We start from the raw sequence: 25,961 nt of genomic DNA on the forward strand, positions 1-25,961 counted from the left end.
TCCCGCCGGAGCGCCGCCATGACCACCCCTGCCCTCGCCATTTCCAGCCTGGCCAAAAGTTTCGACCGGCCGGTAGTGACCGATCTGGACCTGACCATAAAGGCGGGTGAATTCTACGCCCTGCTCGGCCCCAATGGCGCGGGCAAGACCACCATATTGCGCATGGTGGCGGGACTGTTGCAGCCCGATGCGGGCAGCATATCCATCTTCGGCATCGATGCGCGGCGCGATCCCATCGCCGCCAAGCGCATCACCGCCTGGGTGTCTGACGAGCCCATGGTCTATGATCGGCTGACGCCAACGGAATATCTCGCCTTCGTCGCCGGCCTCTGGCAGGTGGAGAGCCACGAGGCCGAGACGAGGGCCAACGATCTCATCGACTGGCTGGGCCTGCGGCCGCATGCCAACGAACTTTGCGGAGGCTTTTCCAAGGGCATGCTGCAAAAGTAGCTCTGGCCGGTGCGCTGGTGCATGACCCTCGCCTCATCATCCTCGACGAGCCGCTGACCGGGCTCGATGCCGGCTCGGCCCGGCAGGTCAAGGACGTGCTGCTCGGCAAGGTGCGCGATGGCGTCACCGTCATCATGACCACCCATATTCTAGAAGTCGCCGAGCGCATGGCCGAACGCATCGGCGTCATCAACCAGGGCCGGCTGATCGCCGAAGGTACTTTGGCCGAATTGCGCAGCCGCATCGGCCGGGAATCCAGCCTCGAAGATATCTTCCTCGACCTGGTATCGGACGCCGCATGAGCGCCGCACCGGCCACGCTGACCTGGTTCGCCCGCCATGAACTGACCCTGGCCTGGCGCGAGATGCTGGCCATGATGACCGGCGGCAGCAAGGCGCGCGGCATCGGCCTCGCCATCTTCCTCGGCATCGTCATCCTGGTGATGCACCTGCTCGCCTATGGCGTGGTGGCGCGCTGGGCGGCCGATGGCGTGCGTTCGGACGCGCAAAGCCTCGTCATGCTGACCGGCACCGGAATGCTGTTCTGGACGGTGATGCTGTCCCAGGCCCTCGAAGCGGTGACCCGCGTCTATTACGGCCGCTCCGACCTCGACCTCATCCTCTCCTCGCCCGCCTCGTCGCGCCGACTGTTCGCGGTCCGCACCGGGGCGGTGGCGCTGACCAACGTGGCCTTTACCGGCCTGCTGGCCAGCCCGCTGATCAATATGCTGGCGCTGTTCGATGGCCAGCGCTGGCTGGCCGCCTATGGCGTCATCATCGCCATGGGCGCCATTTCGACGGCGCTGTCGGTGGGCATAACCATGCTGCTGTTCCGCCTCGTCGGGCCGCGGCAGACGCGCTTCATCTCCCAGATCGTCGCCGCCATTATCGGCGCCGGCTTCGTCATCGGCATCCAGGCCGCGGCCATCCTCTACTATGGCAATTTCTCGCGCTTCAGCCTGTTCCAGTCGCAAGCCATCATCGATGCGGCACCCGGTATCGACAGCCCGCTATGGCTGCCGGCCAAGGCGGCCATGGGCGATGCCGAATCCCTGCTGATCATGTTGGCCATCGGCTGCGGCGCTCTGGTGCTGGCCATAGCCATCTCGGCATCGAGCTATGCGCGCCTGGCCATTTCCGCCGCCGGGCTCAACCACATTGCCAGCCAGCGCAAGCCATCGCCGCGCGCTTTCCGCCCGGCATCGCAACGCCATGTGCTGCGGCTCAAGGAATGGCGCCTGCTGCAGCGCGATCCCTGGCTGCTGTCGCAGACGTTGATGCAGATCCTCTATCTGGTGCCGCCCGGCCTGCTGCTCTGGATGAATTTCGGCGATGTGGCCGGGGCCTTCGTCGTCGCCGTACCGGTGCTGGTCATGGCGGCGGGGCAATTGGCCGGCGGTCTCGCCTGGCTCGCCATTTCGGGCGAGGATGCCCATGACCTGGTGGTCACCGCCCCGGTTTCCCCGCGAACGGTACTGGTCGCCAAGATCGAGGCGGTGCTAACCGTCATCGGCGTCATCATGGCGCCGCTGCTGGTGCTGATGGCGTTCTCCTCGCCGCGCATGGCATTGATCACCGCTCTCTGCGCAGCCCTGTCGGCCGGGTCGGCAACTGCCATCCAGCTCTGGTTCCGCGTGGTCGCCAAGCGCTCGATGTTCCGCCGCCGCCAGGTCGCCTCGCGCGCCGCCACGGTGAGCGAGGCCTTTGCCTCGATCATGTGGGCCGGCACCGGTGCCCTGCTGGCCGCCGGCTCGGCACTGGCCATCGCGCCGGCCGTTGTTGCAGTGCTTGTGATCATCCTCGCCAAGCTGATAAGCCCGCGGCGACGCTGAACGCCAACCGAGGCCGCCATGACCACCTTGACCTTCCGCGATGCGACACCGGCCGATATCGCCACCATTGTCGGCCTGAGCCATGCCGGCGATGCCCGCGGCACGGATACGCCGCCGCTCGATCCCGCCACGCTCGCCGATCCGCGCTACCGCGCCGCCTTCGACGCGATAACCGATGATCCAAACCACCGCCTCATCGTAGCCGAGCGGGACGGCGAAATCGTCGGCACGTTGCAGATCAGCTTCATCCCTGGCATGCCCAATTTCGGCATGAAGCGGGGCCTCTTGGAAAACGTGCATATCCGCGCCGACCAGCGCGGCAGCGGCCTGGGAACCGAAATGGTGCAATGGGCCATCGAGCGTTGCCGCGAAGCCGGCTGCGGCCTGGTGCAACTGACCTCCAACAAGGTCCGGCTCGACGCCCACCGCTTCTACGAAAAGCTCGGCTTCACCAAGAGCCATGAGGGCTTCAAGCTGCTGCTTGGTTGACCCCACCCCCACCCCGCCCTATATTGGCGAGGATGGAGGCTATCATGGCAACGGTCACAATCAGGGACGACGCAATCTGGATTGGCCATGTCGAAGGCGATCGAGCACTGCAAGAACGACTGCGGCGGCTTCAACCGGGCGACATCCTCGACCTGGAAGTGGACGGCATAGTCGGCAGTTGGGGAGCGGATGCGCGATGGCCGAGACGGGCGCCCGACGCTGGGGATCAAACCAGTATCGCATATGAAAGAGGTTTGGGCTGAATTGCGTCGCAAGACTGGCCACAGGGTCCAAATTCGTGAAGTGGTCACCGCGGAAACCTACCTTTCGGCAGTATCCCGCACATTGGACGAATGGAACTCCCCCGAAGACGAGGTGGCCTATGCCGACCTATGAATTCGGCGATACGATACTCGTGCCATTTCCATTCACCGAATTGCCTCTATCCAAGCGCCGCCCATCGGTTGTTCTGTCATCCCGATCATTCAATCAGGCCTGCGGCCAATCGATCATGGGCATGATCACATCCGCAACACGATCGATCTGGACCGGCGACATTACCATAACCGATCTGGAGGCCGCTGGCATACCGCACCCTTCGGTTATCCGTTTCAAGCTCTTCACGTTGCCGAACGATCTGGTGCTGCGGCAACTCGGCCGCCTCGGCTTGCAGGACCAGGAAAATCTTCGGACAGGCATGGCCGACATATTCGGCTAGCGCCTACCACAGGCTGTTATTGGTCGCCGGATTGTCGCCGGTCTTGCCATCGGGGCGGTCGAGCGCGGCGATCCTGTCCATGTCGTCACCGTCAAGTTCGAAGCCGAAGACGTCGAGATTGGCCTTGATGCGGTCGGCGTGGACGGATTTGGGGATGACGATCAGCCCCTGCTGCAAATGCCAGCGGATGATGACCTGCGCCGGCGCCTTGCCGTGTTTTTTTCCGATTTCGGCGATCACTGGATTGTCCAGCACGGCGCCACTACCCAGCGGGCTGTAGCTTTCGATGGCGATGCCGTGGCCCGCATGGAAGGTCCTTACATCGCGCTGCTGATATTCGGGGTGGACTTCTATCTGGTTCACGGCAGGCGTGACGCCGCTATCGGCGATGATGCGCTCGATATGGTCGGGCAGGAAGTTGGAGACCCCGATCGAGCGAATGTGGCCGTCGCGCTGCAGCTGTACGAAAGCCTTCCACGTCGCCGAATAACGGTCATGCGCCGGCACCGGCCAGTGGATCAGGAACATGTCGAGATAGTCGAGGCCCAGCCGGTCGAGCGAGTCCAGGCAGGATTTTATCGTCGTGTCATAGCCCTGGTCTCCCGTGCGGAGCTTGGAGGTGATGAACAACTCTTCGCGCGCCACCCCGCTCTCGGCGATGGCTTTGCCGACCCCTTCCTCGTTGTGGTAGCCTTGGGCGGTATCGATGGATCGGTAGCCGGCCGCAATGGCCGTCCGGACCGCCTGGGTGACCTCGTCATTGGGCACCTGCCACACGCCGAATCCCAGTTGCGGGATCGTCTTGCCGTCATTGAGCTGGATGTGCGGAATATCGGGCATTTTCAAGCTCCTAGACGAGAATGGCGATGCCGGCGAAGGCAAGGATGAGGACCAGCGCAATGCCGATCAGCATGAGAACGAAGATGATCTTGGCGAGCATGCTCGCGCCCGCGGCAAGGCCGGTAAATCCCATGGCGCCGGCGACCAGCGCGACGATCACGAGTATGATCAGGAGTTGAAGCATGGCTTGACCCTGGGTGGGAGGTTTTGCTTCCCTAACGCATGGCGGCATGGCCCGTTCCCGCCGCCGACTGTTCCATTCGCCCTGGAGGCGAGCATGGCCGATACCGATACCAAACGCCGAACCGAAACCGTCCTGAAGCCGGCTAAACCCCCGCTGCACAAGGTTATTCTGTTCAATGACGACTATACGCCGCGCGAATTCGTGGTGCGGCTGCTCAAGGCCGAATTCCGCGTGCCCGAGGCGCAAGCCAATGCCATCATGCTGACAGCGCACACAAAAGGGGCTTGCGTCGTGGCTGTCTTCACCCGGGAGATCGCCGAGGAAAAGGCGATGCGGGCGACCGATTTCGCCCAGCAGCATGGCTATCCGCTGCTGTTCGGCACTGAGCCGGAGGAATAGGCGTCAGGCGGTGCCGAAGTGGAGCCTGGAGCGCTCCCGCTTCTTTTCCGCCTCCTCTTCCCGATCCTTTGGCGGGGCATTGGTCTCCAGCGATTTCAACAGCTTACGCACGACTTTCTCGATGTCCTCCACCGCCTCGTGGAACGCAGCCTCGTTGGCCTTGGACGGCGCGCTGTAGCCGGAAATCTTGCGCACGAATTGCAGAGCCGCGTCATGCATCTCGTTGCTTGTGGCGGGGGGTTCGAAATTGAACAGCGGCTTGATGTTGCGGCACATATTGCAGTCTCCTCTGGGGAGAAACGCTATACCCGATCGATGTTTCCCGCCAACCACCCTTGCCCATCGCCGGGCGAAGACCGATGGTTGGCAACCCACCTCTAATGCTAACGGACTGTTAGCATCGAGAAGACCCACACGTGAATCTGGTGCTCGAATGGCCTATGGCGTGCATGCCTATGCAGATGACCCGCGCAACGCGGATATCCTGATCGCAGTCAACGACACGCTGAAGCCGCGCCAGGAGGCCACGGTATCGGTCTTCGATTCCGGTTTCGTGCTGGGCGATGGCGTCTGGGAGGGGCTGCGGCTGCACAAGGGTGGCATACCCTTCCTGTGGGCGCATCTGGAGCGGCTCTACGAGGGCGCCAAGACGCTGGATTTTTCCGTCGGGTTGACCCCTGACGCGCTGGTAAAACGCATCTTCGATTGCCTCGCGGCCAACAAGATGACCGATGGCGTCCATATCCGCCTGATGGTGACGCGCGGCATCAAGGCCACGCCCTATCAGGACCCGCGCGCCACTATCGGCGACGCGACCGTGGTCATCATCCCCGAATACAAGACGCCCTCGGACAAGCCTGACGGGATCAGCCTCTTCACCTCGACCATCCGCCGCACCGCGCCTGACATGCAGGACCAGAAGCTCAATTCCCATTCCAAGCTCAACTGCATCCAGGCCTGCATCCAGGCGGCCAAGGCCGGGGCCGACGAGGCGCTGATGCTCGACCCGCAGGGATTCGTCGCCACCTGCAATTCCACGCATTTCTTCATCATCAGGCGCGGCGAACTCTGGACGTCCACGGGCGACTACTGCCTGGGCGGCATTACCCGCGGCAATATCATCCGCGTGGCCGAGGCGGCGGGGATCACCGTGCGGCAGAAGAACTTTTCCCTCACCGACGTCTATGGCGCCGACGAGGCCTTCGTGACCGGCACCTTTGCCGGACTGACCCCGGTGCGCGAAGTGGACGGCCGCCACATGGGCCACCCGCTGACCGGGCCGGGGCCGATACCGGGCGAGATGACGCTGCGGCTGCAAGGGCTCTATCGCGAGCTGATCGAGCGGGAGACCTGGCGGCCATGACGCGCCGTATCGCCATGTGGTCGGGGCCGCGCAACCTGTCGACGGCCATGATGCGGGCTTTCTCGTCGCGGCCCGATTGCGCCGTCAGCGACGAGCCGTTCTATGCCGCCTATCTGGCGGCGACGGGCATTGTCCATCCGATGAATGACGAAGTGCTGGCGAGCCAGCCCCGGGACCCCCATCGCGTCGCTGCCGACATGCTCGGCCCGGTGCCCTCAGGCAAGCTGGTCTGGTACCAGAAGCATATGGCCCATCACATGGTCGAGGGCTTTCCGCTCGACTGGATGGATGGTGTCACCAATGTCTTCCTGCTGCGGCGGCCGGAACGGGTGCTCGCCTCCTATGCGCAGAAGCGCGAGGATGTGAGCCTGCGCGATATCGGTTTTGCCGAACAAGCGGCGCTGTTCGATCGCGTGGCTGACCGGCTGGGGCATGCGCCGCCGGTGGTGGAGTCCGAGGATGTGCGGCGCGATCCGCGCCGGACGCTGTCGGCGCTGTGCGCGGCAATTGACCTGACGTTCGACGAGGCGATGTTGAGCTGGCCGAAGGGACAGCATCCCGATGACGGGGTGTGGGCGCCGCATTGGTATGGGGCGATTTTCGACAGCACGGGCTTTGCGCCGCCGGACGAGAAGGTGGTGGAGCTGCCGGGGCATTTGCAGCGCATCGCGGAGGAAGCGCGGGTGTTCTACGAGCGGATGGCGGCGCATAAGGGCTGAGGAGTCTTGGTAGGATACCGCCTCCTAGCCTCCCCCTGATAGGGGGAGGAACGGATCGAGCTTGTGGCACGATCTCGCCACACCCACTGCCCGACTCCTCCCCCTATCAGGGGGAGGTTGGGAGGGGGTATCCCCTTCAAACCAACCCTTCCCCGCGCCCGCAAAACCCTCTACCTCTCCCCCATGAGCAGCCCATTCGAAATCTACCTCGTCGCCACGCCAGGCCTCGAAGCCCCGCTTTGCGAGGAAGCCCGCGCGGCCGGCTTTGATGCCCGCGTGACCGAGGGCGGTGTCGCCTTCATGGGCACCTGGCCCGATGTGTGGCGGGCCAATCTCACCTTGCGCGGCGCCACCCGCGTGCTGGCGCGGGTGGCCAGCTTCCGCGCCATGCATCTGGCCCAACTGGACAAGCGCGCCCGCAAGGTCGAGTGGGCCAGCCTGCTGCGGCCCGATGTGCCGGTGACGGTGGAGGCGAGTTGCAAGCGCTCGCGCATCTATCATGCCGGGGCGGCGAGCCAGCGTGTGGCCACGGCCATTGCCGAGACGCTGGGCACGCCCATCGCCGAGGATGCGGCGGTTCGCGTGATGGTGCGGATCGAGGATGACCTCGTGACGATCAGCCTCGATACGACGGGGAGTCGCTGCACAAGCGCGGCTTCAAGGAGGGCGTGGCCAAGGCGCCGATGCGCGAGACCATGGCGGCGATGTTCCTGCGCCAATGCGGTTATGACGGCACCCAGACCGTGCTCGACCCGATGTGCGGTTCGGGCACTTTCGTCATCGAAGCCGCCGAAATCGCGCTGGGCCTGCTGCCCGGCCGCGCCCGCAGCTTTGCCTTCGAACACCTGCCCGGTTTCGACCGCGCCGCTTGGGACGCGATGCGCGAGCCTGCCCCGCTGCGCGATACCAGCCTGCGCTTTCACGGCTCCGACCGCGACCCCGGCGCGATCCGAATGGCGCGCGAGAATGCCGAACGATCAGGCGTGTCGGATGTGGTGCAGTTCGAGCAGCAGGGTATCGAAACCCTGTCGCCCCCCGAAGGTCCGCCCGGCCTCATCATGATCAACCCGCCCTACGGCAGCCGCATCGGCAACAAGGCGCCGCTGCTCGGGCTGTACCGGACCATGGGCAATGTGATCCGCGCGAAGTTTGCCGGGTGGCGGGTGGGGATCGTCACGACGGACAAGGAACTGGCCAAGGCGACCGGGCTGGGGCTGGAACTAGTGGAGCCGACGGTGCTGCATGGGGGGTTGCGGGTGGGGTTGTGGCGAGCTTGATCGTGGGGAACAGTTGGGTTCCCCTCGAACGGAGGTTGCAAAATGATCATTGCGACACGCCAGTTGCTGCTGACACAGGGCCGGTCTGAGGTTTCGGTTCCGATTCACCTCCACGCACCGGTAGAAGGCGACCGGTGCTGGGACTGCTCCATCGAGGTTGGCTGGCCGGAAGGCACGCGGCAACTCAAGGTGAGCGCGTTTGATAGCGTGCAGGCGCTGTATCTCGCCCTGCAACGCATTGCTCTGGAACTCTATTCCAGCCCGCATCATGCGGCGGGCAATCTTCGCTGGGACAAGCCCGGCAGCGGCTATGGCTTTCCCATGCCGAAGGTTGGGTACGAGGATCTCGTGGGTGAAGATCGGATTGCGCAAGTGCCGGACTGAGGGTGGGGTGACCAACCCCTGCGTCATCCCATGCTTCGAAGCGAGCGGTTAGCTCGGCTCCCCTCATCCGCCCTTCGGGCACCTTCTCCCACAAGGGGAGAAGGGCGCGCGGTGGGCGGGGGCAAGCAGTACCACAATCGAAGCCCGCAAGGGGACGGTGGGTGGAGCCGACGGCGCGGTGGTAAGCACACATATGCCCACAGCCATCCACCCATTTGGGGTTGGCATTCCCGCCCTTCTCCGCTAGACAGCCCACTTAACCACCATGTCTGAACCTTACCACCGCGCCGCAGCGCTCAGTTGCCGCGTGGTTTGTCGCGGGACAGGTGCTGTCCGGGCGATTCTCCTGTCGCTCGACGTTGTGAACAGTTGAGCGAGCGCCATGCCAAAACGTACCGATATCAAATCGATCCTCATCATCGGTGCGGGTCCGATCATTATCGGGCAGGCCTGCGAGTTCGACTATTCCGGCACCCAGGCCTGCAAGGCGCTGAAGGAAGAGGGCTACCGGATCATCCTCGTGAACTCCAATCCGGCGACGATCATGACCGATCCGGACCTGGCCGACGCCACCTATATGGAGCCGATCACCCCTGAAGTGGTGGCGAAGATCATCGAGAAGGAACGGCCCGATGCGCTGCTGCCGACCATGGGCGGGCAGACGGCGCTGAACTGTGCGCTGAGCCTGCGCAAGATGGGCGTGCTCGACAAGTTCAATGTCGAGATGATCGGCGCCACGGCCGAGGCCATCGACAAGGCGGAAGACCGCGAGCTGTTCCGCGACGCCATGAAGAAGATCGGGCTGGAAACGCCGCGCTCCATGCTGGCGCATAACACGATCGAGGCCCTGCAGGCGCTCGAAGTGATCGGCCTGCCGGCCATCATCCGGCCCTCGTTCACTTTGGGCGGCACCGGCGGCGGCATTGCCTATAACCGGGAAGAATATCTCACCATCTGCGAGAGCGGCATCGACGCATCGCCGACCAATGAAGTGCTGGTCGAGGAAAGCGTGCTCGGCTGGAAAGAGTATGAAATGGAGGTTGTCCGCGACAAAAAGGACAACTGCATCATCATCTGCTCGATCGAGAATATCGACCCGATGGGCGTGCATACCGGCGACAGCATCACCGTCGCCCCGGCGCTGACGCTGACCGACAAGGAATACCAGATCATGCGCGACGCCTCGCTGGCGGTCCTGCGCGAGATCGGCGTGGAAACCGGCGGCTCCAACGTGCAGTTCGGCATCAACCCGGCCGACGGGCGCATGGTGGTGATCGAGATGAATCCGCGCGTGTCGCGGTCGTCGGCGCTGGCCTCCAAGGCCACCGGCTTCCCCATCGCCAAGGTCGCCGCAAGGCTGGCCGTGGGCTATACGCTGGACGAATTGGACAATGACATTACCGGCGGCATGACCCCGGCGTCGTTCGAGCCGACCATCGACTATGTCGTCACCAAGATTCCGCGCTTCGCCTTCGAGAAATTCCCGGGCTCCGACAATCGCCTCACCACCTCGATGAAATCGGTGGGCGAGGCCATGGCCATTGGGCGCACCTTCCAGGAAAGCCTGCAGAAGGCTTTGCGGAGCCTCGAAACCGGGCTGACCGGCCTCAACGAGATCGGCATTCCCGGCCTGGGCGAAGGCGAGGACAAGAATGCCATCAAGGCCGCGCTCGGCACGCCGACGCCGAACCGGCTGCTGCATGTGGCCGAGGCCATGCGGCTGGGCATGAGCCTGGAAGACATCCACGAGGCCTGCAAGATCGATCCGTGGTTCCTCGAGCAGATGCAGGGCATCGTCGACACCGAGAGCAAGGTGAAGCAATTCGGCCTGCCACAGGACGCGCAGAACCTGCGCTCGCTCAAGGCCATGGGCTTTTCCGACGCGCGGCTGGCCCAGCTCGCCAATGTGAAGGCAAGCGACGTGCGCAAGCTGCGCCACGAGCTGGAAGTGCGGCCGGCCTATAAGCGGATCGACACTTCGGCGGCCGAATTCGCCTCGCCCACCGCCTATATGTATTCGACCTATGAAGTGCCGTTCAACGGCAAGGTGGACGACGAGGCGCGCCCCAGCGACCGCAAGAAGGTGGTGATCCTCGGCGGAGGTCCTAACCGCATCGGCCAGGGCATCGAATTCGACTATTGCTGCTGCCATGCCGCGTTTGCGCTGGCCGATGCCGGCTACGAAACCATCATGGTCAACTGCAACCCGGAAACCGTCTCGACCGACTACGACACCTCGGACCGGCTCTATTTCGAGCCGCTGACCGAAGAGGACGTGATCGAAATCCTGCTGACGGAAAAGCAGAACGGGACGCTGCATGGCGTCATCGTGCAGTTCGGCGGGCAGACGCCGCTGAACCTGGCGGAAGCGGTGATGAAGGCCGGCGTGCCGATCCTCGGGACGCAGCCCGATGCCATCGACCTGGCCGAAGACCGCGACCTGTTCTCCAAGCTGCTTAACAAGCTCGAACTGACCCAGCCCAAGAACGGCATTGCCTATTCGCTTGAGCAGGCCCGCCTCGTGGCGGAGCGGCTGGGCTATCCGCTGGTGATCCGCCCGAGCTACGTGCTGGGTGGCCGGGCCATGGCCATCGTCCACTCAGCCAATGAATTCGAGCGCTATGTGCAGGATACGTTGACCGGACTGGTGCCGCCGGACATCTTGCAGCGCTACCCCAACGACAAGACCGGGCAGATCAATTCGGTGCTGTCGGACAATCCGCTGCTGTTCGATGCGTATCTCTCCGGCGCCACCGAAATCGACGTCGATGCACTGTGCGACGGCGAGACCGTGTTCGTGGCCGGCATCATGGAGCATATCGAGGAGGCCGGCATCCATTCGGGCGACTCGGCCTGCTCGCTACCGCCACGCAACCTCTCGCCCGAAATCATTGCCGAGCTCAAGCGCCAGACGGCGGACCTCGCCTTCGCGCTCAAGGTCGGCGGGCTGATGAATGTGCAATATGCGCTCAAGGACGGGGTGATCTACCTGCTCGAAGTCAATCCGCGCGCCTCGCGCACGGTGCCCTTCGTCGCCAAGGTGATCGGCCAGCCCATCGCCAAGATCGCCAGCCGCATCATGGCCGGGGAAAGCCTCGCCGGCTTCAACCTGGTCGAGAAGAGCTTCAAGCATATCGCCGTCAAGGAAGCGGTGTTCCCGTTCAACCGCTTCCCCGGCGTCGATACGGTGCTGGGGCCGGAGATGAAATCGACCGGCGAAGTGATCGGGCTCGATACCGATTTCGCGCTGGCCTTCGCCAAGTCGCAGATGGGCGCCGGCTCCAAGGTGCCGCAGTCCGGCACGGCCTTCATCTCGGTGCGTGACCAGGACAAGCAGTATATCGTCGACATGGCGCGCCATCTGGTCGAGGGCGGCTTTACCATTCTCGCCACCGGCGGCACGCAGAAATACCTGGTCGAAAACGGCATTGCCGCCACCAAGATCAACAAGGTGCTCGAAGGCCGGCCGCATATCGTGGATTCGATGAAGAATGGCGGCGTGCAACTGGTGATCAACACCACTGACGGCATGAAGTCGATCAGCGACAGCCGCGATATCAGGCGGACGGCACTGCTGGCCAAGATCCCGTATTATACCACCATCGACGGCGCGCTGGCGGCGGTGGAAGGGATCGTGGCCTTGCAGAAGGGAAGCCTGGTGGTGCGGCCGCTGCAGGATTACTTCGCGGCTTAAGAGTCTTTGCTGGGATACCCCCTCCTAGCCTCCCCCTGACAGGGGGAGGAACAGATTGGGGATTTGGCACCATATTGCCCTGCCCACTGGGCGGCTCCTCCCCCTGTCAGGGGGAGGGTGGGAGGGGGTACTCCGATGCCCCCGGTTGACAGCCCGCCCCTGCCCGCTATGTTCCCGGCCATCATGAAGTCCGCAGACTGTACCACCGCGATAGCGATCCTGCGCGCCTGACACGCGCCGAGGGATCGCTCCTTAGCCGGCCACAAGAGGGCCGGCCGCTTCCGTACATTCTGCAACGCGCTGCCCTCGGCAGCACACACTTCACGAGTCCATCATGACCAATTTCTTCGAAAGCCCGTTCAAGGGCATCCGCCTCGATGAGCAGGTGACCCATCCCAATATCGTGGTCGGGCGCTACAGCTATTATTCGGGCTATTATCACGGCCACAGCTTCGACGACTGCGCGCGCTTCCTGCTACCCGATCCCGACGCCGACAAGCTTGTTGTCGGCAGCTTCTGCTCCATCGGTTCGGGTGCCGCCTTCATCATGGCCGGCAACCAGGGCCACCGCCATGACTGGGCCAGTTCGTTTCCGTTCTTCTACATGCCGGAAATGCCGGAATTCGCCGGGGCGATCGATGCCTTTGCGCCGGCCGGCGACACTGTCATCGGCAATGATGTGTGGATCGGCACCGAGGCCATCGTCATGCCGGGTGTCCGCATCGGCCATGGCGCCGTGATCGGCACGCGGGCGCTGGTGACCAGGGATGTCGAGCCCTACACCATTATCGGCGGCAATCCCGGCAAGCCGATCCGCAAACGGTTCGATGACGAGCAGGTCGCGATGCTGCTTGACATGGCGTGGTGGGACTGGCCGGACGATCGACTGAAGGCGGCCATGCCGCTGCTATGCAGCGGCGATATCGCGGCCCTCCACGCCTTCTGGAAAGCCTGATCTCCTGACCCGCCCGGCACGGACCGGGCGGGTCAACTTGACAGCCCGTGCCTCCCGCCTATATTCGCCGCCACCATGATGATGATCCAGTCTTACAAGTTCGCGGTGTTCCTCGGCGCCTGACGGCGCCCTGTTCGGGCACACATTGAGCGGCACAGCCGCTCGATCCGGCCGCCTTTGCGGCCTTGTGAACTTATGGATTTCCAATGCCTGATAGCATTCCCGCGCTCTCCGCAGCGCAAATCGACGCCTTCATCACCGACGGTTTCATCCGCATCGACAATGCCTTCCCCCGCGCCCTTGCCGAGCAGGGCCGCGCCATATTGTGGAAGGAGACCGGCTGCGATCCTGATAATCCCGCCACCTGGACCAAGCCGGTCATCCGGCTGGGCGGCTATTCCGAGCTGCCTTTCCGCGAGGCGGCCAATACGCCCCTGCTCCGCGCCGCCTATGACCAGATCGTGGGCCAGGACAGGTGGGTGCTGCCGCAGGGATTGGGCACCTTCCCGGTGCGGTTCCCCTCGGACGAGGAACCCGGCGACGATGGCTGGCATATCGACGGCAGCTTCGCCGGACCCGATTTCAAGGACTTCCTCGATATCAGGGCCAATGTGGTTTCGAAGGGCCGCGCCCTGCTGATGCTGTTCCTGTTCTCTGATGTCGGGGAGGACGACGCGCCGACCCGTATCAAGATCGGCTCGCATCTCGAAGTCGCCCGCTACCTTGCCCCGGCGGGCGATGCCGGGCGCTCGCTCCGCGACATGATCGCCGACCGGCCGGACTGGTTCGACACCGGCAAAGAGGCGCTGGCGACCGGGCCGGCGGGAACGGTCTATCTCTGCCACCCCTTCCTGGTACATGCCGCCCAGAAGCATCGGGGCAAAGAGGTCAAGTTCATGGCCCAGCCGCCGCTGATGCCGCGGGGCGAACTGGAGCTGGACCGGAAGGATGGCGTCTATTCGCCGGTGGAGCTGGCGGTGCGGGTGGCGCTGGACAGCCAATAGGATGCCAGGCGGGCGGGGTTTTCCCCGCCCGCTTGACCCGGACCGCGCGAAGGCCGGATACTCGACAGGCGGCGGCAATCCGGAGACGCATGATGCGCCTTGTTCTGACCGTGCCTTTTCTCGCGCTGACCATGGCGCCGTGTTTCGCCCAGAGCGATGACTTCGACCCCTATCAGGCCGTGCTCGATGCGATGCCATTGAGCGCGGCTCAACCGCTGATCGAAGCGGCCTATGGCCCGGTCGAGGACACGACCGGCCGGCTCGACGGCGAACTCGCCGCTGCGGGAGTAAAAATACTGTCCGCCCGGGATGCAAACGACAACCTCTCTGCCTTCCTGTTCTGCGACGACAGGCTGGCGGCCGTGTCCGCCATCGTCACCACGAGAGTGGTGGCCAGCGTGCTGGGGCCGTTGAGCCTGCCCAGCGGTCCCGTGCTCGTGGTCAATCCCAGCGAGCAAGGCGTCATGATTTCGGCGGAGGATCCGGATATCAGCTTCGCCTATTGGGGCGTGGGCACTACGGCCAGCTCCGTCTCGCTCAGCTATCCGTGGAAGGTCTTCGTCAATATGGACTTCCCCGGCCGCTGCGAGGATGTCGCCGCCGACTAGCGGAACGCCGCCTCGGCGCCGGACCGGAAGAACGCCGCCACTTCGGCCAGCGCGCCATCGACCATGGCGTCGTCCACATCGAGATGCGTCACCCAGCGCTGCTGGCCGTAGCGGCCGGTAATGCCGACACCGCGCGAGACCAGGAATTCGGTGAGGCGGTCGCCCAGGCGGTCCTCGACATCGACGAAGATGATGTTGGTGTCGGGCATGGTTACATGCAGTGAGGGGAAGGCAGCAAGACCTTCGGCCAGGCGCCGGGCGCGACGATGGTCGTCGGCCAGCCGGGCAATATTGTGCTCGAGGGCATAGAGGCCCGCCGCCGCCAGGATGCCGGACTGGCGCAACCCGCCGCCCAGCATCTTGCGATTGCGGCGCGCCGTATCGATCAGGTCCTGCCGACCGATCAGCACCGAACCGACCGGGGCGCCGAGCCCCTTGGACAGGCAGATCGAAACGCTGTCGAAGGGCGCGGTGAAACTCTTGATGTCGGTGCCCAAAGCCACCACGGCATTGAAGGCGCGGGCCCCATCGAGGTGGAGGCCGAGGCCATGGCGGCGAGCGATCTCGGCCACCTGCCCCATGTAGCTCTCCGGCAGCACCTTGCCACCGAAGGTGTTTTCCAGCGCGATGACGCGCGTGGTGGCGAAGTGATTGTCCCCCGCCTTGATGGCGCTTTCGATCGCGCCGAGATCCATCGTGCCATCGGGCTGGTGGGCGATGGGCTGCGGCTGGATGGAGCCCAGTACGGCCGCGCCGCCCGCCTCGTATTTGTAGCAATGGGCATTCTGCCCGGCGATGAACTCGTCGCCGCGGCCGCAATGGCTCATCAGGGCGAGCAGGTTCGATTGCGTGCCGGACGAAACGAAGATCGCCGCATCCTTGCCGAGCATGGCGGCCATGCGCTGTTCCAGCAGGTTGACCGTGGGGTCGTCGCCGAACACGTCGTCGCCCACCTCGGCGGTGGCCATGGCGGAACGCATGCCCGTATTGGGCTGGGTGACGGTATCGGAGCGGAAGTCGTAGCGGATGGTGTTCATGGCGGGCCCGGCTGTTGGAGGCCGATGATTAGCACGATTGTTGGATCGCGGCGCAATCGCATTGGACTTCAGGCGTTCCGGCTCTTTCCCTTCTCCCTCTGAGGGAGAAGGTGCCCGAAGGGCGGATGAGGGGTCCTGCGCTATCCATAAGCATTGACGCATGGGTGAGCGCAGAACCCCTCACCCGGTTCTTCCGCTGGACGCGTAAGAACCACCCTCTCCCTCAAGGGGAGAGGGGTATCGAGTGAAACAAATTTGCCACCGGCCGCATCAAGCCGCCACGTCGCCGCCATCCTCGCCGTCATTGGCGGCGTTCAGTTCCAGCGGCGGGCGGCGGGCCACGATGAGCATGCCCGTGATGGGCGCGCCGCGATCGAAGCGCAGGACGGCGGTTTCAAAGCGCAATACGTCGAGCCCGGCCACGACCAGGGCATCGCGCGTAGCCTCCACCCCATGGGCATAGCGCAGCGACGGACGCAGGAATTGCGGCTCGGGACCATCATGGGCTTCGAGCGAGAAGGCGACCAGCCCGCCCGGCCGCATGGCGGGCACCAGCGCCGCCAGCACCGGCGCCAGGGCGCCGCAATAGATGAACACGTCGGCGGCCGTGACCAGGTCGGCATCGGCGCGGCGGGCATTGAGCGCGGCGACCAGTTCGGCCTTTTGCAGGCTGTCATAAATGCCCTTGCGGGCGGTCTCGGCGATCATCGCGGCGGAAACATCGATACCTTCGAGATAGTCCGCCTTGGCGCGCAGGTGCTGGCCCATCAGCCCGGTGCCGCAGCCCAGGTCGAGCGCCCGCGCGAAATGCTCGATCCCCAGCACGGCCATTTCCTGCCGCACCAATTCGTCGAGCATTTCGGGAACGCGATAGCCGAGCCGCTCCACCAAAGCCTGCTCGAATTGGGGCGCATACTGGTCGAACAGGGCTTCGACATAGCTGACCGCCGTGCCCTCGGCGGCCCGGCCGGCGCCATGGGCGGCGAGCTTGAGGCCGGCGCCAAACACGCCCTCGTCGTCCAGCGCCTCGAGATGCCGCCAGGCCGAAATGGCGCCCGCGATATGACCCGCCTTCTCGTAATAGAGGCCCAGCAGGTCCCAGCCGGCGGCCCAGCCGGGGACGATTTCGAGCACCTGAACGAGCAGGTCGGCCGCAGCTTCATGGTCGCCGGCTTCGGCCAGCATGCGCGCATAGCCGGCGCGACGATCCGCAATGACATCGCCGGAAGAGTGAAACGCCTTGGTCAAGACGAAGTGATCTCTGGAGGGTTACCGGACCCAATCGCCCAGCGGACGGGGATTTGCCGCAAATTCCGCCGGAAAGCAAGCAGGCACATGCGGTGCAAAACCTGCAGATGCGACGATAGTGCCGGTTTGCATCAGTCTTTTTTGCGGTATTGTGATGGCGTCCGGTTCGGCGCTTCGGCACCGCACCGCGACAGTGACGCCCCGGCACGAGACAAATTTTACGTCCCGCCTGCCGGCTCCGCGTCGGCGCCGGGCTGTGATAGTGCGGTGCAAACACTTGACGATGCTCAATTTTGTCCTGGCAGGAAGCGCTTTCCCGCCGGGCGATTTGTCATGTGTAAACAGATATTGAACGCCCGTTTTTTTCAGGCTACGCTCTCTGATCGAATATTGCGGCCGACCGATCTGATCCTGCGAATTCCATTCGCTGCCTGCTGACGTCACTTTCCGATATTTCGATCACTCCGTCCCAGGCCAATAGTGGCTCAGGACCGCCTACAGCAGCGACTGCACGAGGGAACGCGCATCATGGCAACTGGCACCGTAAAGTGGTTCAACGGCCAAAAAGGCTACGGCTTCATTCAGCCCGACGAAGGCGGGGCGGACGTGTTCGTCCACATCTCCGCCGTCCAGCGCTCGGGCCTGAATGGTCTCGATGAGGGCCAGAAGGTCACCTACGAGATCGTCAAGGACAAGCGGACCGGCAAATCCGCCGCCGACAACCTGACTGCCGCCTGATCCATCAGGCATTTCGACCGGAAGGGGCGCGTCCGACTTGGAGGGACGCGCCCCTTTCTGTTTTGCGGTGCATGAAGACGACAATTGCTTGTTGTCGTAACCATACCGGTTTAACAAAGAGCAGGCCGCCCGCGGCGGAGCAACAAAACCAGAGCCTCATTCGTGAATGCAATAATCGAACCGCGACAAGCGGATGAGAGTGTGTTTACCACGCTCGCCCGCGCCAAAACCTTCATCGAAGGTCGCGATTTCGATTCCGCCGCCCTGGTCTACTTCCAGTTACTTGATACCGACCTCACCACGCCGCTGCGCGGGGAAGTGCTGACCAATCTGGGTGCGGCTTTGTGCATGCTGGCCCGGGGGCAGACGGGGGCAACGGCGCAGACACAACTGGACCAGGCGCGCGACCTGCTGGTCAAGGCCCTGCCCTGCCGGCAGCGGGCCCAGGCGCCGGCGGCCTGGGCCACCACCCGCGCCAACCTGGCCCTGGTGCACCTGGCGCGCTACGAGCTCACCGGCAATAGCGACGAATTGCTGTCGGCCCATCTGGCGCTTGATGGCATCGAGCCGGCCCTGCGCAATATGCGTGAAACAGGGTTGCGTGACTGGGTCGCCGCCATCCGCGATCAGTTGCTCGAATTGCGGGAGCGCCGCAGCAAGCGGCGCTAGGCTTCGGAGGCCTGGACTATCGAAGTCTGGTTCTTGTGGTTACCCCCACCCTCATTCCCTCCCCCTGGGGGGAGGGAAGCCCGCTCGGTGATTGGGTCAATATGGGAGCCACTGACGTCGGTCATGCGCCTCCCTCCCCTTGATGGGGAGGGAAAGAGGGTGGGGTGACAGGAGCCATAGAGCTTCAGCCGCGGCCCAGTTCCACGCTGCGCTTGCGGGCCGCCTCGGTGGTCTGCTCGATCAGCGGCGTCAGGCCTTCCATCAGCACGGCAAGGCCGGCGGCGGTGGTGCCATTGGGCGAGGTCACGTTCTGCCGCAGGGTGGCGGGCGACGCCGGATCGGCTTCGAGCAGGGCGGCCGAGCCGATGACCGTCTGGCGCGCCAGTTGTTCGGCAATGGCGTCGGGCAGGCCGAGTTTCTTGCCGGCCTCGGCCAGGGCTTCGACCATGTGGAACACATAGGCCGGGCCTGAGCCTGACACGGCGGTCACCGCATCGAGTTGGGCCTCGTCGTCGAACCAGACCACGGGACCGGCTGCGCTGAGCAGCTTTTCGGCGACCGCGCGGCCCTCCGTTCCGACATCGGGACCGGCCACGGCGCCGGTAATGCCCTTGCCGATCTGGGCCGGCGTATTGGGCATGGTGCGGACGACGCGCCCCATGTCGAGCCCATGCGACAGCCTGGCGATGTCAATGCCGGCGGCGATGGAAATGGCCAGAGTATGTGGCCCGACAATGGGTTGCAGTGACTCCATGACCTTGTCGATAATCTGCGGCTTGACCGCCAGCACCAGTACATCGGGCAGCAGCCCACTGGCATCGGAATTGAGGGTAAGCCCGTAATCCTCGGCCAGTTGCATTGCGGCCGGATTGGGCGCGGGATCGACCAGGATCAGGTGGTTGGGCCGCAGGCCCGCATCGAGCCAGCCGCGCGCCAAAGCCAGGCCCATCTTGCCGGCGCCGACCAGCATGACCGGGCCGAGATGGCTGAGCGAGACGCTCACGCTTCGCCCACCGTTTCGAACATGACATGGCTCAGCGCGTCGGCGGCAGTCTTGCCGGCCCAGACGACGAACTGGAAGGCCTGGTAATAGAGATCGCAGCTATCGGTGGCCGAACGCAGCAGGGCTTCGCATTGCTGAGGCGACACATCGGCGCCGCCGGTCAGCAGGTGCGAATTGCGGAACAGCACCACGCCTTCCTTGTTCCAGATATCGAAGTGACCGATCCAGAGCTGCTCATTGATGAGCGAAATCAACTGCTTGATCTCGCCGCGTCTGCCTTCGGGCACCTTGAGGTCGAAGGCGCAGGCGATATGCAGGCTTTCGAGATCTTCCATCCAGTTGAAGGAGACATGGTAATCCGACCAGCCGCCGCGCACGGAAATGGAGATTTCGTCGGCGTCCTGCCGCTCGAAAGTCCAGTCGTTGATCGAGGCGATATGCTCGATAATGTCCACCGGGTGGACATTGCGATCGGGCTCGACTTGCAGCAGTGACATCGACGGTTCCGTCCATTAACCGGCAGATTTTGGGTACTCAGGAAACTGGGCCGCACGCACGAGGCTTACGAATCGTCCTGATGAAATGACCCTACACGCCCCCACTGATTCAGGGGACGGAACGCGGACCATGGACGGCATTCTCTTGTGGATGACGATGAGCGGCCTAAGGTTAACGGACTGTTAACGTTGACTGCGCGTTCACAGGCAATTGCGTGTCAGAACAGGCCCGCTGCATCGGCCCAACCCGTTGCCAGCGCTTGCTTCCAGGGGAGAAATCCGTTGTCCACGGCCTGCTGCGCCGCGGCGTGATGATCGTATTCGACGACGCGCAGGCTGGTGCGCCACTTGCCGTCGCGCCGCTCGATGACAGCATAGCGCGCATCGGGGGAGCCGTGGACAAGTTGCAGCCCCACCGCGCCCGGATTGACGATCATCCGCCCGTCGCGCAGGCGGACCGAGCGGGCGATATGGGTGTGGCCGCACAGCATGACGGGATAGTCGATGCCCGCGGCGGCGGCCGTCACGGCAGCTTCGGACGGCAATGTAGTCTTGCGGTCGTAGTACCAGTCATCGAGCCAGGCGATATTGTCGCTGGCCGGGGTGCCGTGGCAGAGGAAGATTTCGTCGTTGAAGACCGATGTGGCCGGGAGCGTGGCGAGCCAGGCATGCTGGGTGGCAGTGAGCTGCCGGCTGGCGAACTGGTCGGTCGGATCGAGATCGCGGTCGTCGCGGCGGCCCTGGGCCAGCCAGCGGTCATGATTGCCTGATATGACCGGGCCATCGAGACCCATCAGGCGGTCGGCGGCGCCGGCCGGATCGAGCGGGCCGCTGACATGGTCGCCCAGGCAAAGCGTGGCATCGACGCCCTGGCTCTTGATATCGGCGAGCACGGCATCGAGCGCCATCGCATTGCCATGCACATCGGAAATGACGGCGAAGCGCAACTCTAGCTGGCTTTGGACTTGGCGCCCTTGAGCGCGGCCAGTTCCTTACGCAAAGCGTCGATCTCTTCGCCCTGCACCTGCACCAGTTCGCGCAAGGCGTCGAAATCCTCGCGCTTGACCAGGTCCATATCGACCACCAGACGCTGGGCCTGGCCCTTGACGACGGTTTCGACTTCGCGGCGAACGCCATCGGCCACACCGGCCGCCTCGTTCATCAATCGGCCCAGATCGTCGAAGATCCTGTTGTTCTGGCTCATCGCATACCTATTTGGTTCGGCCCCTTGCCACATTACTTAGGATAGACCCGCCGACTTGACCAGAGAGGCCGAAGCGGCAATGGTCCGGCCGATTGCCGCAGGAGCTGCTTTTGCCCTTCCCCAATATCGATCCCATCGCCTTCGCCATCGGACCCTTTGCCGTGCGCTGGTATGCGCTGGGCTATCTGTTCGGCGTTGGGCTGGGCGCGGCTTATGGCTATCTGCTGCTGGCCAATACGCGGCTGTGGCACAAGGGCGAGCCGCCCTTTGCGGCCAAGGATATCTGGGATTTCGCCTTCTGGACCATGCTGGCCATCGTGATCGGCGGGCGGGTGGGCTATGTGCTGTTCTACAACCTGCCCTTTTACCTGGCCAACCCGGTCGAGATCATCAACACGCTCGATGGCGGCATGAGCTATCATGGCGGCATGCTCGGGCTGATGCTGGCGGTGATCCTGTTCACCCGCTTCAAGGGCAATGGCAACTGGCTGAGCGGGCTGGACCTCATTGCCTCGGTCTCGACCATCGGCATTTTCCTCGTGCGCATCGCCAATTTCATCAATGCGGAACTGTACGGCGCGCCGACGACAATGCCCTGGGCCGTGGTGTTTCCGACCGATCCCGAGCAATTGCCGCGCCATCCCAGCCAGCTTTACGAAGCGGCGCTGGAAGGGCTGCTGCTGTTCCTGGTGATCCGCATCTTCACCCATGTCTTCTACAGCCTGCGCCGGCCGGGCCTGGTCGCGGGGATATTCGGCATCGGCTATGGGCTGAGCCGGATTGCCGTCGAATTCGTGCGCTTGCCCGATAGCCAGTTGGGCTATCTCTATGGCGGGTGGCTGACCATGGGCATGGTGCTGAGTATTCCGCTGGTGCTGGCGGGGCTTGGGCTGGTGGTATGGGCGGGGACGCGCAAGGTGAGTTTGGTCCGTGGGTAAGGTGCACACCGGTTTTGCAGTCGACACCCTCTCCCCTTGTGGGAGAGGGTGGAAATCCGCGTCCAGCGGATTTTCGGGTGAGGGGGCTGTGTCCGCCCATGCTTTCATGTTGAAGAAAGTCCCCCTCATCCGCCCTTCGGGCACCTTCTCCCACGAGGGGAGAAGGGGAAAGAACCGCGCCGTCACGGCAAGGCAACAGAGTGCACGGGGGATGGGGAAAGAGGGGGCCCGTGGCTGCGCGGTTAGAGTAGCCCTCATGGTGAGCCTGTCGAACCACGAGGGCGTGGCAAGATGGTGCCACGACCTCGTCCTTCGACAAGCTCAGGATGAGGTCTGCTGATGGTTCAGGACGCCCCCACCTTGCCCGAGCTGATCGACATGCAGATCCGCACCAGTGGGCCGATGTCGGTTGCCACCTATATGGGCCTGTGCCTGACCCATCCGTCCAAGGGCTATTACAAGAATGCCGATCCGCTCGGGGCGAAGGGCGATTTCGTCACCGCGCCTGAGATCAGCCAGATGTTCGGCGAGTTGCTCGGCTTCTTCTTCGTCAATCTGTGGCAGCAGATGGGGAGTCCCAAGGCCTTTACCCTGCTCGAGCTCGGCCCCGGCCGTGGCACGCTGATGGCCGACATGCTGCGCGTGGCCTGCCGCGCCGAGGGCTTTCGCGATGGCCTCGACCTGCGGCTGTTCGAGACCAATCCGGCGCTGATAGCGGAGCAGAATGCCCGGCTCGAACCCTATGAGCCGAAATGGATCGACGCTTTCGAAAAGGTCGGCGAGGGTCCGCTGCTTGTCGTGGCCAACGAATTCTTCGATGCAATGCCGATAAGGCAATTCGTGCGCATGGAGGATGGCTGGCACGAGCGCATGGTGGGGCTGAGTGACGGCCGGCGCAGCTTCGGGCTCAATCCGACGCCGATCCCGGCCAGCGCCATGCCCGAAGCGGTGGCCGGGGCCGAACCCAATAGCGTGTTCGAGGTGGGGCTGGCCAATGGCGAGGTGATGAAACGGCTGGCCGGCACGGTTTCGGTACAAGGCGGGGCGATCCTGGCCGTGGATTATGGCTATGCGCGCACCCAGACCGGCGAGACCTTGCAGGGCGTGCGCCGGCATCAATATGCCGATGTGCTCGACGCGCCGGGCGAAACGGACCTGTCGGCCCATGTCGATTTCGAGGCCCTGGGCAATGTGGCGGCCAGTGCCGGCCTCGCCGTGCAGCCGCTGGCCACACAGGGACAGTTCCTGACCCGGCTGGGCATCAATGAACGCGCCAAGGCGTTGAGTGCCGCCAATCCCGCGGCGGCAGGCGATATTGCCGCTGCCAAGGCAAGGTTGATTGCGCCCGAGCAGATGGGCAATCTGTTCAAGGCTTTCTGCGCCGCCAGCCCCGGCCTGATGCCACAGGGATTTGCGCCATGACCCAGCATTACGAACAAAGTGCTGACCTGGCCGACCTGGGGGGCGTGCGGCACGGCTTTTTCGGGCGCAAGGGCGGCAGCTCGCTGGGCGAGTTTTCCGAAAACAACATGTCGATAGCGGTGGGCGACGAGCCCCGTGCGGTCGATATCAACCGCACCGGCGCGGCCGAGGCTTTGGGCTTTTTCCGCAACCAGTTGTTCCTGCTCAAGCAGGTGCATTCCAACCTTGTGCATCGGCTGGACGCCTATCCCACCAATGACCAGCCCATCGAGGCCGACGCCATCGTCACGCGCCAACCACAACTGGCGCTGGGCATTCTCACCGCCGACTGCACGCCGATCCTGCTGGCCGACCGGGAAGCGGGCGTGGTGGGCGCGGCCCATGCCGGCTGGCGCGGGGCGGTGGACGGCATTGTCGGCAATACGGTCGCCGCCATGGTGGCGCTGGGGGCCGACCCGGCCCGCATCGCCGCCGCCATCGGGCCGACGATTTCGGGCGAAAATTACGAAGTGGGGCCGCATTTCATGGATGATTTCGTGAAACTGCGCCCCGACGGCTGGCGGCATTTTTCGACGCATAATGGCGCGCGGGCGCATTTCGACCTGCCGGGTTTCGTGGCCGATGAACTGGGCCGGGCGGGCGTGGTGCAGGTCGAGCGGGTCGGCGGCTGCACTTATGGCGCGCCCGAGCGGTATTTCTCGCACCGCTATGCCACCCATCAGGGTGGCAAGACCGGGCGGCAGATTGCGATTATCGGGCTGGTTTAGAACGCTGGGGCCGGTATGCGTGGCCCCACCCCACCCTCAATCCCTCCCCATCAAGGGGAGGGAGGCGCAGCTCTGAGGCCGGTGTTCATCGTCTCCCTCCCCCTTGTGGGGAGGGATCAAGGGTGGGGGTGGCCACACGCGCCGGATTCGTGAATCCTGTTTACCCAATTTCGCCTGTCATCCATTTGTCTCGTTGCGCCACCGGGAACGACTCGCTAAAGGTGCCCACGAAACTGGATGGTCCCCGATAACAGGGACTGGTTGAGACAGGATCGCACTTATGAAGCTGGTGACCGGCAACTCCAACCGAGCCCTCGCCGAGGCCGTCGCCAGTTATCTCGAACTTCCCCTCACAGATTGTACGGTCCGCCGCTTCGCGGACAAGGAAGTCTATGTGGAAGTGCATGAGAATGTGCGCGGCGAAGACGCCTTCATCCTGCAATCGACCAGCTTTCCGGCCAATGACAACCTGATGGAACTGCTGATCCTGACCGATGCGCTGCGCCGCTCGTCGGCTCGCCGGATCACCGCCGTCCTGCCCTATTTCGGCTATGCGCGGCAGGATCGGCGCGCCACCGGCCGCACCCCGATCTCGGCCAAGCTGGTGGCCAACCTGATCACCGAGGCCGGCGTCAACCGCGTCATCACGCTCGACCTGCATGCCGCCCAGATCCAGGGCTTTTTCGATATTCCGACCGACAACCTCTATGCCGCGCCGATCATCACGCGCGATATCCTCGACAACTACAAGCTCGAAAACACCATGATCGTCTCGCCCGACGTCGGCGGCGTGGCGCGCGCCCGCGCCGTGGCGCAGCGGCTGGGCACGGACCTCGCCATCGTCGACAAGCGGCGCCCCCGCGCCGGCGTCAGCGAAGTCATGAACATCATCGGCGACGTTTCCGGGCAGGCCTGCATCCTGATCGACGATATCGTCGATTCCGGCGGCACGCTGGTCAATGCGGCCGAAGCCCTGCTCAAGGCCGGCGCCAAGGAAGTTTCGGCCTTCATCACGCACGGCGTGCTGTCGGAAGGCGCGGCCGAGCGCATTGCCGCATCCAAGCTCAAGGAGCTGGTGGTGACCGATTCCATCGAGGAAACGCCTGCCGCCCGGGCCGCCGGCAATATCCGCCGCATGTCCATCGCCCCGCTGATCGGCGAAGCCATAGCCCGCACGGCCAGCGAACAGAGCGTTTCGAGCCTGTTCGACTAGGCAGCGGCCAACGGCAAAATCGCTCCAGTGGAGCGATTTTAGCTGACTAGGCCATGAGAGCTACGCTCGAATGGCACGAAGGCGCCGCGCGCCACCGCACCAGACATCCGTGGTAAAAAAATTCAAAGGGGCGGTCGAAATCGCCGCCTCTCGCGCGACATTGCCTTGAAGAGCTATGCTACCCGCTGGTCGAGCGATGAGGGTGACGTAGGCTGCAATGCAGTTTCGGCCCGCAGCCATTCGGGCGCAGCCCTCATGGCCTTCTCACCTAAAATCGCTCCACTGGAGCGATTTTGCCTTCGGCCGGTTC

27 protein-coding genes and 1 pseudogene are annotated in these 25,961 nt (G+C 63.9%); 19 read left to right on the top strand and 9 right to left on the bottom strand.

What is annotated here, in order from left to right; genetic code table 11:
- Positions 1–18 precede the first annotated feature (18 nt).
- The 4 genes and pseudogenes from NVV79_RS01215 (at position 19) to NVV79_RS01230 (ending at position 3,488) form a co-directional block, all read left to right on the top strand.
- A pseudogene (locus NVV79_RS01215) lies at positions 19–752 on the top strand (ABC transporter ATP-binding protein).
- A complete protein-coding gene (locus NVV79_RS01220; RefSeq protein ID WP_303985437.1) occupies positions 749–2,281 on the top strand; it encodes a permease in 1,533 nt (510 codons plus the stop codon). The pseudogene NVV79_RS01215 and the gene NVV79_RS01220 overlap by 4 nt, the downstream one beginning before the upstream one ends.
- A gap of 18 nt (positions 2,282–2,299) precedes the next feature.
- Positions 2,300–2,770 (top strand): GNAT family N-acetyltransferase, encoded by a 471-nt coding sequence (locus NVV79_RS01225; RefSeq protein ID WP_303985439.1) that lies wholly within the window; start codon positions 2,300–2,302, stop codon positions 2,768–2,770.
- 382 nt (positions 2,771–3,152) lie between these two features.
- A complete protein-coding gene (locus tag NVV79_RS01230) occupies positions 3,153–3,488 on the top strand; it encodes a type II toxin-antitoxin system PemK/MazF family toxin (RefSeq protein ID WP_303985441.1) in 336 nt (111 codons plus the stop codon).
- 3 nt (positions 3,489–3,491) lie between these two features.
- Here NVV79_RS01230 and NVV79_RS01235 read toward each other — a convergent pair whose 3' ends face one another.
- Together NVV79_RS01235 and NVV79_RS01240 are read right to left on the bottom strand one after the other, a co-directional pair.
- Positions 3,492–4,328: an aldo/keto reductase gene (locus tag NVV79_RS01235; protein ID WP_303985443.1), complete on the bottom strand. Its 837-nt coding sequence runs from the start codon at positions 4,326–4,328 to the stop codon at positions 3,492–3,494.
- A gap of 10 nt (positions 4,329–4,338) precedes the next feature.
- Positions 4,339–4,512, bottom strand: coding sequence for a DUF1328 domain-containing protein (locus NVV79_RS01240; RefSeq protein WP_303985445.1), 174 nt, complete (start codon positions 4,510–4,512; stop codon positions 4,339–4,341).
- Between the two features lie 93 nt (positions 4,513–4,605).
- Here NVV79_RS01240 and clpS point away from each other — a divergent pair, with 93 nt between their 5' ends.
- Positions 4,606–4,911: an ATP-dependent Clp protease adapter ClpS gene (gene clpS / locus NVV79_RS01245; protein WP_303985447.1), complete on the top strand. Its 306-nt coding sequence runs from the start codon at positions 4,606–4,608 to the stop codon at positions 4,909–4,911.
- A gap of 3 nt (positions 4,912–4,914) precedes the next feature.
- On the opposite strand, the gene NVV79_RS01250 is transcribed toward clpS, so the two are convergent.
- Positions 4,915–5,187: a DUF2277 domain-containing protein gene (locus NVV79_RS01250; protein WP_303985449.1), complete on the bottom strand. Its 273-nt coding sequence runs from the start codon at positions 5,185–5,187 to the stop codon at positions 4,915–4,917.
- Between the two features lie 157 nt (positions 5,188–5,344).
- Here NVV79_RS01250 and NVV79_RS01255 point away from each other — a divergent pair, with 157 nt between their 5' ends.
- The 8 genes from NVV79_RS01255 (at position 5,345) to NVV79_RS01290 (ending at position 14,915) form a co-directional block, all read left to right on the top strand.
- Complete coding sequence (locus tag NVV79_RS01255; RefSeq protein WP_303985451.1) at positions 5,345–6,274, top strand: aminotransferase class IV; 930 nt, start codon at positions 5,345–5,347, stop codon at positions 6,272–6,274.
- Entirely contained in the window at positions 6,271–6,993 is a 723-nt protein-coding gene (locus tag NVV79_RS01260; protein WP_303985453.1) for a hypothetical protein, read from the top strand. Before NVV79_RS01255 ends, NVV79_RS01260 begins: the two co-directional genes overlap by 4 nt.
- A 668-nt stretch (positions 6,994–7,661) precedes the next feature.
- Positions 7,662–8,270 (top strand): class I SAM-dependent RNA methyltransferase, encoded by a 609-nt coding sequence (locus NVV79_RS01265; protein ID WP_303985454.1) that lies wholly within the window; start codon positions 7,662–7,664, stop codon positions 8,268–8,270.
- Positions 8,271–8,312: 42 nt separating this feature from the next.
- Complete coding sequence (locus NVV79_RS01270) at positions 8,313–8,654, top strand: hypothetical protein (protein WP_303985455.1); 342 nt, start codon at positions 8,313–8,315, stop codon at positions 8,652–8,654.
- A gap of 382 nt (positions 8,655–9,036) precedes the next feature.
- On the top strand, positions 9,037–12,348 hold the full coding sequence (carB, locus tag NVV79_RS01275; RefSeq protein ID WP_303985456.1) for a carbamoyl-phosphate synthase large subunit: 3,312 nt from the start codon (positions 9,037–9,039) through the stop codon (positions 12,346–12,348).
- A gap of 334 nt (positions 12,349–12,682) precedes the next feature.
- Entirely contained in the window at positions 12,683–13,303 is a 621-nt protein-coding gene (gene catB / locus NVV79_RS01280) for a type B chloramphenicol O-acetyltransferase (RefSeq protein ID WP_303985459.1), read from the top strand.
- Positions 13,304–13,509: 206 nt separating this feature from the next.
- Positions 13,510–14,307, top strand: coding sequence for a phytanoyl-CoA dioxygenase (locus NVV79_RS01285; protein ID WP_303985461.1), 798 nt, complete (start codon positions 13,510–13,512; stop codon positions 14,305–14,307).
- Positions 14,308–14,396: 89 nt separating this feature from the next.
- Positions 14,397–14,915 carry a hypothetical protein gene (locus NVV79_RS01290; protein ID WP_303985463.1) on the top strand — a complete coding sequence of 173 codons (519 nt, stop codon included), beginning with the start codon at positions 14,397–14,399 and terminating at the stop codon, positions 14,913–14,915.
- Here the strand turns inward: NVV79_RS01290 and ltaE are convergent.
- Both ltaE and NVV79_RS01300 read right to left on the bottom strand, forming a co-directional pair.
- Positions 14,912–15,952 carry a low-specificity L-threonine aldolase gene (gene ltaE / locus NVV79_RS01295; protein ID WP_303985465.1) on the bottom strand — a complete coding sequence of 347 codons (1,041 nt, stop codon included), beginning with the start codon at positions 15,950–15,952 and terminating at the stop codon, positions 14,912–14,914. The two genes, NVV79_RS01290 and ltaE, sit on opposite strands and share 4 nt — an antisense overlap.
- 270 nt (positions 15,953–16,222) lie before the next feature.
- The gene (locus NVV79_RS01300) at positions 16,223–17,200 is read right to left on the bottom strand and encodes a methyltransferase (protein WP_303985467.1); all 978 of its coding nucleotides are present in this window, start codon (positions 17,198–17,200) and stop codon (positions 16,223–16,225) included.
- 528 nt (positions 17,201–17,728) lie between these two features.
- On the opposite strand from NVV79_RS01300, the gene NVV79_RS01305 reads away from it, so the two are divergent.
- Positions 17,729–17,938, top strand: a complete 210-nt coding sequence (locus tag NVV79_RS01305; RefSeq protein ID WP_046105238.1) for a cold-shock protein — start codon at positions 17,729–17,731, stop codon at positions 17,936–17,938.
- Positions 17,939–18,139: 201 nt separating this feature from the next.
- Positions 18,140–18,607: a hypothetical protein gene (locus tag NVV79_RS01310; protein WP_303985474.1), complete on the top strand. Its 468-nt coding sequence runs from the start codon at positions 18,140–18,142 to the stop codon at positions 18,605–18,607.
- Between the two features lie 184 nt (positions 18,608–18,791).
- Here NVV79_RS01310 and proC read toward each other — a convergent pair whose 3' ends face one another.
- The 4 genes from proC to NVV79_RS01330 all read right to left on the bottom strand — a co-directional run bounded on the left by proC (position 18,792) and on the right by NVV79_RS01330 (position 21,311).
- Positions 18,792–19,610 carry a pyrroline-5-carboxylate reductase gene (gene proC / locus NVV79_RS01315; protein ID WP_303985476.1) on the bottom strand — a complete coding sequence of 273 codons (819 nt, stop codon included), beginning with the start codon at positions 19,608–19,610 and terminating at the stop codon, positions 18,792–18,794.
- Entirely contained in the window at positions 19,607–20,107 is a 501-nt protein-coding gene (locus tag NVV79_RS01320; protein WP_146289887.1) for a YbjN domain-containing protein, read from the bottom strand. Before NVV79_RS01320 ends, proC begins: the two co-directional genes overlap by 4 nt.
- A gap of 218 nt (positions 20,108–20,325) precedes the next feature.
- Positions 20,326–21,054: a metallophosphoesterase gene (locus tag NVV79_RS01325; RefSeq protein ID WP_303985479.1), complete on the bottom strand. Its 729-nt coding sequence runs from the start codon at positions 21,052–21,054 to the stop codon at positions 20,326–20,328.
- Between the two features lie 2 nt (positions 21,055–21,056).
- Complete coding sequence (locus tag NVV79_RS01330) at positions 21,057–21,311, bottom strand: accessory factor UbiK family protein (protein WP_056254480.1); 255 nt, start codon at positions 21,309–21,311, stop codon at positions 21,057–21,059.
- 104 nt (positions 21,312–21,415) lie between these two features.
- Here NVV79_RS01330 and lgt point away from each other — a divergent pair, with 104 nt between their 5' ends.
- From lgt to NVV79_RS01350, 4 genes are all read left to right on the top strand, one after another.
- Positions 21,416–22,249, top strand: a complete 834-nt coding sequence (gene lgt / locus NVV79_RS01335; protein WP_303985506.1) for a prolipoprotein diacylglyceryl transferase — start codon at positions 21,416–21,418, stop codon at positions 22,247–22,249.
- Between the two features lie 339 nt (positions 22,250–22,588).
- On the top strand, positions 22,589–23,671 hold the full coding sequence (locus NVV79_RS01340) for a class I SAM-dependent methyltransferase (protein WP_303985482.1): 1,083 nt from the start codon (positions 22,589–22,591) through the stop codon (positions 23,669–23,671).
- Positions 23,668–24,438: a peptidoglycan editing factor PgeF gene (pgeF, locus tag NVV79_RS01345; protein ID WP_303985484.1), complete on the top strand. Its 771-nt coding sequence runs from the start codon at positions 23,668–23,670 to the stop codon at positions 24,436–24,438. Before NVV79_RS01340 ends, pgeF begins: the two co-directional genes overlap by 4 nt.
- Positions 24,439–24,718: 280 nt before the next feature.
- On the top strand, positions 24,719–25,651 hold the full coding sequence (locus tag NVV79_RS01350) for a ribose-phosphate pyrophosphokinase (protein ID WP_303985486.1): 933 nt from the start codon (positions 24,719–24,721) through the stop codon (positions 25,649–25,651).
- Positions 25,652–25,961: the final 310 nt, after the last annotated feature.

This window comes from Devosia ginsengisoli, assembly GCF_024707105.1.
Lineage (GTDB): Bacteria > Pseudomonadota > Alphaproteobacteria > Rhizobiales > Devosiaceae > Devosia > Devosia ginsengisoli_A.